A 10,370-nucleotide genomic window follows, 5' to 3' on the forward strand; every position below is an offset into this window, starting at 1 on the left:
GATTTGATACGCCCTTCGATCAAAAATTATATAAAGGCAATCGCTGGGTCAAGATGGCCCAAAGCATCCCCTGGGATAGTATTGTGCCTTATTATGATAAATTGTTTAGCTCCACCGAAGGCCGTCCGCCGATAAGCGGACCGGTGATACTGGGCAGTATTTTTATAAAACACCTCGGCGACCTGAGCGACCGTGAAACGGTAGCGCAGATACAGGAAAACATGTTCATGCAATATTTTTTGAGCTACAGCAGCTTTACCAACGAAGCCCCTTTTTCACCCACGCTGTTTGTGGAGATAAGAGAGCGTTTAAGCCTTGACTGGTGATAAACTCGTAAAAACCGATTTAGACGCACCAGGTGTAGTAGCTCAGGGATTTACAGGGTCAGGGGGAAAAAGAATTTTGCTCGTTAATAAAAAAAATACACGGGTAGAGATAAAAATGCCTAAAGAAATTACCACTGCCAAAATTAGTTGTGTAGATATAACTACAGGCGAAAACCCTCCTGCTAAATCTAATATAACAAACGGTACAATTATACTTGAATCATTTGCCGTTGCGGTGGTAGAAATTTGAGATTAATAAAATAAAAGCAATGCAGTAAGTGAAGATTGAAAATTTATACGGTGTTAGTATATGCTCATTACACTGGTTCACAGCGCAGATTCATCTGGTTAAAGCCAGCTTTTTTGTTACTGAATTACCAAGGCATAACTGCCGTGGTAATTCAGGTATATTTTTTCATAAGTATTAGCACTTCGATCATAAGGCTATCAGCAATATTAAAGAAGAAGAAATAAATGAAGGGAAAGTTTACATAAGTGTAATGGAAGATGACGTGCTTTCATTGATTGAAAGGATACTGCAAACCCATTTAGAAAAAGGTGAACAGGTACGCATTTTTTCTTTTAATGAAAGACCAAAAAAAATCTTTAATGGAGTTGGAACTATATCCACCTGCTTTTCTGAAATAGGGAAAATTGCCTGTCCTGGCCTGCCATGGAATTTTTGATGATGGTAATGTGGTTTATTTATTTGTTCAAAGCAATGAAAATTATCTGATGCCGTTAGTTAAAGGGTTGTATAAAAAATGCACAGCAGTAAATGATAATAATTGTGTGGTTTAGCAGATAGGATTTCATGTAAAATAGTATTTTGAATAAACATAAAATAGTAACATAAAATTATATGGTTAGAAATAATCCCTTATTAAAAATTGGTCTTTTCGGCATTGGCCTTGAAGCATATTGGGAACAGTTTGATGGGCTGAAAGAAAAATTAGAATCCTATGTAGAAATAGTTGCCGGTAAGATAAAAAATTACCAGGTAGAAGTAATTAATCTTGGTTTGATTGACACATCGCAAAAAGCAATGGAAGCAGGCCATCAATTCAGACGGGCCGATGTTGATATTATTTTTATGTATGTAACGACGTATGCTTTGTCTTCAACTGTTCTTCCTGTAGTGCAAAGAGCCAAAGTGCCAGTCATTATTTTAAACCTGTCGCCCGTAGCCGCTATTGACTACAATTCATTCAATGCAATGAATGACCGCACTAAAATGACGGGTGAATGGCTGGCTTATTGTTCAGCCTGCCCGGTGCCGGAAATTGCAAATGTTTTTAAAAGGGCCCACATAAAATTTCACCAAATCACCGGCATGCTTCACAATGATCCGGTATGCTGGGATGAAATTGGTGAATGGATTGAAGCTGCTAAAGTTGCCAACACCATGTCGCATAACAGGCTGGGTGCAATGGGACATTATTATAGCGGTATGCTTGATATTTACACCGACCTTACCCTGCAGATAGCTACGTTTGGCGGGCATATAGAAATTATTGAGGTAGATGAATTATCCGCAATAAGGAGAGAAGTTTCACAAAAACTAATTACTGAAAGAGTAGAAGCATTCCATAAAATATTTGAGGTGCAGCCCGATTGCGTTATTGAAGAATTAGAAAGGGCAGCAAGAACCTCTGTTGCATTAGACAAACTGGTTGAACTATACAACCTGGGGTCTATGGCTTACTACTACAAAGGCACAGGCAATGCAGAAAATGAAGACACCATGAGTTCTGTAATTCTTGGCACTTCTTTGCTTACAGCAAATGGTATTCCTGTGGCAGGCGAATATGAAATTAAGAATGCACAGGCCATGAAAATTATGGACTGCTTTGGTGTAGGTGGTTCTTTTACTGAATACTATGCAATGGATTTTACAGATGATGTGGTGCTGATGGGGCACGATGGTCCCGGGCATATAAAAATTGCTGAAGGCAAAACAAAGGTTCGTCCATTAACGGTTTATCATGGAAAGGTGGGCAAAGGATTGTCGGTGGAGATGGCAGTAAAGCATGGGCCGGTTACACTTTTATCTGTGGTAGAAACCAGCAATGGTTTGATGCTGCTGGTGGCAGAGGGAGAATCCGTTGCCGGCCCGATATTAGAAATCGGTAACACCAACAGCCGCTATCGTTTCAGCATCGGTGCCAGAAAATTTGTGAACGACTGGAACAGCCATGGCCCTGCTCATCATTGTGCGGTTGGCATTGGGCATATAGCCTCCAAAATTAAAAAACTGGGCGAATTACTGAACATCGCTACCATACAGGTTTGCTAAGCAATAGTTGTTATTAAAAAATTAAAATTACCACATAATTTATTATTTAGAAATACCATGCTTTTTTTAAAAAAAAATACTTTTTCCGCAAGCCTGTTATCTCTCTGCAATATGTTATGCCTGTACAGTTACAATAAGCATTTTAGCAAAATAAAAAAAAGGGGCCCTTACAGTAGATATACTAAAATCAGGTTTTATAAACCCACCCAACTCAGCAAGACCAGGTGTATACTGGTATTTTATGGATGGCAACCGAACTGCACAATCCATGACAAAGGATCTTGAGTCTATGAAAAAAGCAGGTATTGGCAACCTTATTTTTTTAGAAGTGAATGTGGGCATACCCAGAGGTAAAGTTGATTTATTGAGTGAGGAGTGGCAGGAATTATTTAAACATGCAGTAAGAGAGGCAGAACGATTGGGAATAGAAATTACATTGGGTGTTGGCCCAGGCTGGACGGGCAGTGGCGGACCATGGGTACCTGCAGCGCAATCCATGCAGCACCTGGTTTTCAGTACAACAATGGTTACTGGAAACGGTAATCAGCAGGTTATCAAATTAGCTATACCATTACCTAAACCACCGTATTTTGGTGAAGGTGGTTTTACACCGGAATTAAAAAAGCAATGGAACGACTTTTATAAAGACGTGGCGGTGTTAGCTTATCCAACGCCATCAACCAATAAAAAAATAGAAGACATTGATGAGAAGGCACTCTTTTATCGTGCACCTTATTCTTCCGTTGTAGATGTAAAACAATTTCTGCCTGCGCTCACCAATTATGAACTGGTGCCATCATCGTCCGTTATTGCTTCAAAACAAATCATTAATCTTACCAGCAAATTACACCCCGATGGAACGCTGGACTGGCAAGCTCCCGCCGGGCAATGGACTGTTATGCGTTTTGGAAGCCGCAATAACGGCGCAGTTACCCGCCCTGCACCCATGCCGGGTTTAGGATTTGAGTGTGATAAATTTGATACGGTTGCATTGGATGCTCACTTAAACGAATACATTGGCAAGCTGCTGAGAAAAATAGGAAAATTAAACAGTGATTCGTCCGGCGGTTTAAAGAATCTGCACATGGATAGCTGGGAAATGGTTCGCAAAACTGGACCGCACAATTCCGCCAGCAGTTTATCAAAAGAAGAGGGTATGATCCGTTGCCCTACTATCCGGTATACGCCGGCAACATTGTAGAAAGCCTGGAAATCAGCGAACGCTTTTTATGGGACTTACGTCAAACGGCTCAGGAACTGGTGCTGGAGTATCATGCACAACATGTAAAAGATTATGCCCATCGACAAGGGTTGAAATTATCCATTGAACCTTACGATATGAACCCCACAGCCGACCTTGAGCTGGTTGCTGTGGCAGATGTACCGATGTGCGAATTCTGGTGCAAGGGCTTTGGATTCAATTCTTCCTTTAGCTGCATAGAAGCAACATCCATAGCACATGTTAATGGCATTTCGCTGGTGTGCGCAGAAGCGTTTACTGCACAGGATAACGAGGGCTGGAAACAATATCCGGGATCAATGAAAGAGCAGGGCGACTGGGCATTTGCTACCGGTATCAACAGATTTGTTTATCATACTTTTCAAAGCCAGACATTACCCGATAATTTAAAACCCGGTATGACGATGGGACCTTACGGAGTGCATTGGGACAGAAGCCAGACTTGGTGGCCAATGGTGGAGACTACCACAAATACATATCCCGCTGCCAGTTTATTCTACAGCAAGGCGCTTCCGTTGCGGATATATTGTACCTTACGCCCGAAGGTTCGCCGCATGTTTTCCGGCCGCCTTCTTCCGCATTGATTGGTGAAGAACCGATACGCGACAGACGGGGATATAATTTTGACGGTTGTTCTCCCGGATAGCTACTTACGGCAGGCGTGCTCAATAACCAGGTTGTATTTCCGGTTGGCGCTGCATACAATTTGTTAGTGCTACCCGCTGTAAAAACAATGACACCTGCCTTAGCAGAAAAAATAAAATTACTGGTATACGAAGGAGCAACAGTGGTAGGTTCTCCACCCGAAAAATCGCCCGGATTATCTGGTTTTCCGGGATGTGATGAGCAGGTGAAAACAACGGCTTAAACCATTTGGGGAGCATCATCCATACCCCATAACTTAACTATGCATAGTTATGGAAAAGGAAAAATAATCTGGGGCGGAATAATCAATTCAAATTTAGAAGGTCTTTATCCGGCCTATGATGTAACGGCAAAATTATTGGGTGAAATGGGCATTGCTGAAGATTTTACATCAATGGGTAGCGTGCGCTACACGCATCGGAAAATGGCTGACCAGGATATTTATTTTGTGTCTAATAAAACCAGCCAGCTGCTGAAAACAAACTGTACTTTCAAATCTGATAAGGGAACACCTGAATTATGGAATGCCATCACAGGTGAAATAAGAACCCTGCCTGAATTTGTGGTGAACAATGGACAAACAACTATTCCATTGCAACTGTAGCCTTACCAAAGTTTTTTTATCGTGTTTAAAAAGGATGTAGTACGCACAGTCTCTTCAAACCAAATTAATTTCCCGTCGTTTAAAAATGTAGCCACACTTAAAGCACCCTGGGCGGTATCTTTCGATACAGTTTGGGGTGGCCCTGACAAAGTTGTTTTTGATATACTTACGGATTGGACCAGGCGCCCTGAAAGCGGCATTAAATACTATTCGGGCATTGCTACCTACCGGCAAAGTTTTGATGCAGGAGGTATTTATATAACAAACACCAGCCGTGTTTACCTCTATCTTAGTGAAGTAAACAATATGGCAAGGGTAAAGTTGAATGGAAAATATTTGGGTGTAGTTTGGACTGCTCCGTGGAAGGTAGATATTACAGATGCCCTAAAGCAAAAAAACAATAAACTGGAAATAGCCGTGGCTAATTTATGCCCCAACAGGCTTATAGGCGATGAGCAATTACCCGACGACGGCATAAAAGATGGCCGGTGGCCGGCAGGGTTGCTAAACGCCCGGCCACGGACAAGCGGCCGGTTTACTTTTACAACGTTTAAGCCTTACAAAAAAGATTCAATGCTGTTTCAATCGGGCCTTATCGGGCCAGTAACCATTTGGCAAACTGATTTTTAAAGTGTGCCTGATAAACAGGATAGCTCCATCAGTATTACAATAGAAGAAATGGTAGTTTTAAACCACAATAGTTTAAAATTAGTATTATTTTTTTATGACTTAGATTGCCAGCTATGTTATAAAATAATAAATTTTGTTACACACAGAAAAAAAATTAACCGAATTCCTATACTTTTTACCTTTTCGCTCACTTTTTTTCGTAAGCCTTTAAATAGCATTATTACCATCAACATAATAACCGAAAAAAATTTTATTACAAGAAGCATTCTGCTATATCCTTTACAAAGGCTCATCATTGGCAGGTATAATTCCTGGTGAGCTCAGCGGTTACTTTTAAAATCATAAAAGAGTTTATTGTCGATTGCAGTAACTGTGCATCGAATATACTTTTTGATCCGTGTGTAAGGGTATTGGTAGTATTGAACGTACCGACAGGTAATTTTTTTGATATGATCTTCAGCAGCTTTAATGAAAAAATCCACGCGTATTGACTTTCGTCCACCACACCGTTTTAAACGCAAAAATGAATGGCGGAAGGAGGCCAATATTGCGGGTATTTCCAGATAATGAACACCAGGTAGAATATACCAGTAAAGCGGTTATTTAATTGGCTTTGTTGCCGAATCTGCAATGTTGTACATCAACTCAAATTGGAAACTACTAAATGGGGATAACTGCCTGGATCCTGTTAAATTTTTTTAAGCAGAATTAATACAGCAACTAACATTATGTAGTAATGCGGTTAATATTTTCAAGAAGGTATATACGCCACTTTTACTATTTACTTTAAAGTTAGCAAGTAGGTTTAATAGAGTGTTTGATAATTGCAGAGACATCAACAGTAACTATTCAACAGTACTAAGTATGATTTATTTATAAAACAGAATCAACTAAACCTTTTAGAAAATGATATGTTAACCACTTTTTTGACGACACTACTAATGGTTTAAAAATGAACGCCATTCATTTTATGACTGTTATTTCAAAAATTGCAAACATGAGCATTGGTATTTTAAAGGCTTTAAGTCGTTACAATACTGGATATAAAAGCAGGGGTTGATAAAAAATACTTCAGATGAACACAATCGAAAGAAAGAATATTGAAAAGGAAAACAGGCGGCAGGATATTTTAGATGCGGCAGTAACGGTAATGAAGTCGCATGGTTTACACGGTTTAAGTATTGATTTGATTGCCCATGAAACTAATCTTGCAAAAGGAACCATTTATTTATATTTTAAAAACAAAGAAGAAATATTAAGCATCCTTACCATAAGAGCCAGAACCTTATTGATTAAAGATTTTCAAAAGATTGAAAAAAATAAAGAAAGCAATATTGAGCAGCTAAAAAGTATCCTTAAATCTAATTATTTATTCTATAAAAAAAATTCACTATACTATGATTTGGTTTCATTGTACGAAGTAAATAATAGAATGACCGAAACAGAAGAGATGCAACAATCGGGAGAAAAAATAATGAAAATTGTGGTTGGTATTGCCGGTAGAGCAAGAGAAGAAGGTACACTTAATCCAAAAATATCGCCTGTTATATTAGCCATGAGCTTATGGGGTATGGCGGTTGGTATGCTTCAGTTAATTAAGGTACGTGGCGCAATAATGAAGGAAAAATTGAATATTTCTGAAAAAGATCTTTTAAACAGCTTTATTCAATTACTGGAGAATGGCGTAAAAAAATAATTTTTTATATAAATATGAACAATGTTCATATTGCGAATTTTATTCTAAATAAATAAAAAAGTATGAACAAAAATTTGAGGGTAACTATTTTATTAATTCTGTTATGCACCGGCTGGTTTTTACCGCACATTGTGAAAGCTCAGACTAAAAAAGTAGTAACACTGGATGAGGCGGTTGAGCTTTCCATTGCGCATAGCAGGCAGTTGAAAATTGATAGTACGCAATTGCAGATTGCCACTTCTAAAATTAAGCAAAGTATCAACACCCAATTACCACAGGTTGGCATTAACCTGAACTACACAAGAATTAGTGATAATATTACACCCTTTAAAGTAAATTTTCAAACAGGTGATCTTATATTAAATCCACAAATCTTAAACCAGTCTTACAATTCGCTTCAGCTAAGACAGCCCCTGTTTTTAGGTGGAAAAATAAAAAATGGAACCGAATTATTAAAGCTGGACCTACAGGCTATTTATTTTGATATTGAAAAAAATAAATCAGATGCAGCTTTCAATATTACTACTTTATGGTATAATTTATTTGTTGTAAAAGAAACAAAAAAAATTATTGAAGCCAATATTCAGCTATTAAAAAAACAACAAAAGGACGCCCAAAATTTTGTGAATCAGGGAATTATTTTAGCAAACGATGTGTTGAAACTAGACCTCGCAGTTACCAATTTAACATCAACCTTAAGTGACCTTAACAGTAGTTTACGTTTGCTTAAATATAACTTATGCCTGCTTACCGGGCTGGATACAAAAGTAGAAATTGATATTCCGGAAACACTACCGCTTATGGCCAGGCGAAATGGTGTATTAGATGATTACTTATTAACAGCCATAAAAAATCGTCCTGAATTAAAGGGCTTAAACATTCGTCAAACACAAGCTGCATTAGGTTTAAAGCTTACCAGAAGTGATTACCTGCCTAATATTAGTTTAGGCGGAAACGCAAATTACAATCAACCGGAACAAAGAGTATTTCCAAATAAGGCCGAACTAACCGGAACCTGGACGGCAGGTGTTTACTTTAACTGGAATTTATCGTCGTTTTATACCAATAAGCAAAAAGTAAATGAAAGTAAACTTAATGTAATCAGGATAAACCAGGTTTTAGACCAGGCTACGGAAGGCATACAATTGGAAGTAAATGCAGACTACAACAATTATTTACAAGCAATCGAAAAAATAAATATAGCTACAAAAGAAGTGGAGCAGGCTACAGAAAATTTCAGGGTAGAACAAAATCGTTTTTCAAATAATACCACTACGCCTACTGAATTCTTAACTGCCAATACCTTATTACTTCAATCAAAAATAAACCTCATTACCGCTACTGCCAATACTGAATTGGCTTATAAAAAAGTATTAAAATCAACCAATTCAAAAAACTAATCCAGCCATTCTAAAATTAAAAAAGATGAAACAAATTATATCTGCATTATTTATTGCAATAAGTATTTTATTCGCAAGCTGCTCTGGCAAAGAAGAAACAGACAATGCACAACTGGAAGCAAATATCAGTCCTGTTATTCCCAAAATAAACAGTACCGTCGTAAAAATTTTTGTAGAAGATAACCAGGCTGTAAAAACAGGGGATACATTGGTTTTATTAGATGATGCCAGTTATAAAATAGCCGTGCAGCATGCAGAAATTGCTGTAGCAGTTGCCAAACAAAATGTGCAGGTTTCAAAGAGTAGCCGGGGTACGGCTTCTTCTTCAGTTTCATCGGCAGCGGCCAGTTCCGGTGCTGTAGTAGCTGGCATGTCAGCAGCCAAAGCTGGTGTTGATGCGGCAAAGGTAGCAGTTGATGTAACCACCAAAAACTATTTGCGGTTTAAAAACTTGCTCGAACAAAAAAGTACTACCCAGCAACAATTTGATGGTATAAAAGCAGAGAAAGATGCAGCCGATGCAAAGTTAAGAATAGCCGAATCTCAAGTAAACTCCCTTAATAAACAAATTGATGCTTCTAAATTTCAGGTAGCTACAACCCAATCGGCTGTAGCCACATCAAACAATGGAATTGGTTTGGCAGAGCTTTCGGTAAAGCAGGCAGAAAGTAATCTCGAAGCAGCAAGATTGCAACTATCTTATTGTGTTATCACGGCTCCATCTAATGGCATTGTTTCTAAGAAAAATGTACAGAAAGGCCAGGTGGTAGCCATCGGCCAGCCATTGATGGCAATTGCAGATAATCAAAATGTATGGATAGTGGCTAATTATAAAGAAACCCAAATTGAAAACATGAAAGTTGGGCAGGAAGTATCCATCAAAATAGATGCTTATTCTGATAAAACTTTTAAGGGAAAGGTAACTTCTTTTTCACAGGCTACCGGTGCTAAATTTTCTTTATTGCCTGCTGATAATGCAACAGGAAATTTTGTAAAAGTAACACAGCGCATCCCGGTTAAAATAGAATTTACAGAAACCAAAGATGCTAATTTTCCTTTAAGGGCAGGTATGAGTGTTACCGCCAATGTAAAAACCAAGTAATTATGGAAAGCAATACAGTGGCCGCTCCCTCCTATGAAGTGGGTTCTAGAAAATGGCTGATTACAATCACAGTAATTACCTGCGCCATCATGGAATTGATTGATACCAGCATTGTAAATGTGGCTACCCGAAATATTGCCGGAAGCCTTGGCGCAACGATTGAAGAGACCGCCTGGGTAATTACTGCCTATGCCATTTCAAACATTATCATCATTCCACTAACCGGATTTTTAAGTAATATTTTTGGAAGAAAAATTTACTTTACTGCATCCGTTATGCTATTTACGGCTGCTTCTTTTCTATGTGGTTTCTCAGGTTCAATTGAGACGCTCATTTTTTGGCGGTTTATACAAGGTATTGGTGGTGGTGCTTTGCTTGCCACAGCACAAACCGTATTGGTAGAAACATTTCCTCCGGAAGAAGTTAATAAA

General features: G+C 38.6%; 9 protein-coding genes and 2 pseudogenes. All 11 read left to right on the plus strand.

The annotated features are described in order from the left end of the window. The coding region (locus tag H7254_RS17000; protein ID WP_301934105.1) for a transposase at positions 1 to 326 on the plus strand (326 nt) is incomplete at its 5' end. Next, positions 316 to 576 (plus strand): hypothetical protein, encoded by a 261-nt coding sequence (locus H7254_RS17005; protein ID WP_301934106.1) that lies wholly within the window; start codon positions 316 to 318, stop codon positions 574 to 576. The genes H7254_RS17000 and H7254_RS17005, both read left to right, overlap by 11 nt. Positions 577 to 826: 250 nt before the next feature. Then, positions 827 to 1,012 carry a hypothetical protein gene (locus H7254_RS17010; RefSeq protein WP_301934107.1) on the plus strand — a complete coding sequence of 62 codons (186 nt, stop codon included), beginning with the start codon at positions 827 to 829 and terminating at the stop codon, positions 1,010 to 1,012. Between the two features lie 176 nt (positions 1,013 to 1,188). Continuing rightward, a complete protein-coding gene (locus H7254_RS17015; protein ID WP_301934108.1) occupies positions 1,189 to 2,622 on the plus strand; it encodes an arabinose isomerase in 1,434 nt (477 codons plus the stop codon). A gap of 241 nt (positions 2,623 to 2,863) precedes the next feature. Continuing rightward, positions 2,864 to 4,446, plus strand: a pseudogene (locus H7254_RS17020) (glycosyl hydrolase). A 128-nt stretch (positions 4,447 to 4,574) separates the two neighbouring features. Further along, positions 4,575 to 5,111 (plus strand): annotated as a pseudogene (locus H7254_RS17025) (glycosyl hydrolase). 21 nt (positions 5,112 to 5,132) lie between these two features. After that, positions 5,133 to 5,741, plus strand: coding sequence for a glycosylhydrolase-like jelly roll fold domain-containing protein (locus H7254_RS17030; RefSeq protein ID WP_301934109.1), 609 nt, complete (start codon positions 5,133 to 5,135; stop codon positions 5,739 to 5,741). Positions 5,742 to 6,816: 1,075 nt separating this feature from the next. Next, complete coding sequence (locus H7254_RS17035; RefSeq protein ID WP_301934110.1) at positions 6,817 to 7,437, plus strand: TetR/AcrR family transcriptional regulator; 621 nt, start codon at positions 6,817 to 6,819, stop codon at positions 7,435 to 7,437. A gap of 62 nt (positions 7,438 to 7,499) precedes the next feature. Further along, positions 7,500 to 8,837: a TolC family protein gene (locus H7254_RS17040; RefSeq protein ID WP_301934111.1), complete on the plus strand. Its 1,338-nt coding sequence runs from the start codon at positions 7,500 to 7,502 to the stop codon at positions 8,835 to 8,837. 25 nt (positions 8,838 to 8,862) lie between these two features. After that, positions 8,863 to 9,939 carry an HlyD family secretion protein gene (locus tag H7254_RS17045; protein ID WP_301934112.1) on the plus strand — a complete coding sequence of 359 codons (1,077 nt, stop codon included), beginning with the start codon at positions 8,863 to 8,865 and terminating at the stop codon, positions 9,937 to 9,939. A gap of 2 nt (positions 9,940 to 9,941) precedes the next feature. Continuing rightward, positions 9,942 to 10,370 (plus strand): MFS transporter (locus H7254_RS17050; protein WP_301934113.1); only part of this gene is annotated, 429 nt, incomplete at its 3' end.

Origin of the sequence: Ferruginibacter sp. (assembly GCF_014377975.1) — a bacterium.
Taxonomy (GTDB): Bacteria; Bacteroidota; Bacteroidia; order Chitinophagales; family Chitinophagaceae; genus Ferruginibacter.

Coding starts and splice junctions, on each gene's coding strand:
- H7254_RS17010 (WP_301934107.1), top strand. CDS start 827: ATGGAAGATGACGTGCTTTCATTGATTGAAAGGATACTGCAAACCCAT.
- H7254_RS17015 (WP_301934108.1), top strand. CDS start 1,189: ATGGTTAGAAATAATCCCTTATTAAAAATTGGTCTTTTCGGCATTGGC.
- H7254_RS17035 (WP_301934110.1), top strand. CDS start 6,817: ATGAACACAATCGAAAGAAAGAATATTGAAAAGGAAAACAGGCGGCAG.
- H7254_RS17040 (WP_301934111.1), top strand. CDS start 7,500: ATGAACAAAAATTTGAGGGTAACTATTTTATTAATTCTGTTATGCACC.
- H7254_RS17045 (WP_301934112.1), top strand. CDS start 8,863: ATGAAACAAATTATATCTGCATTATTTATTGCAATAAGTATTTTATTC.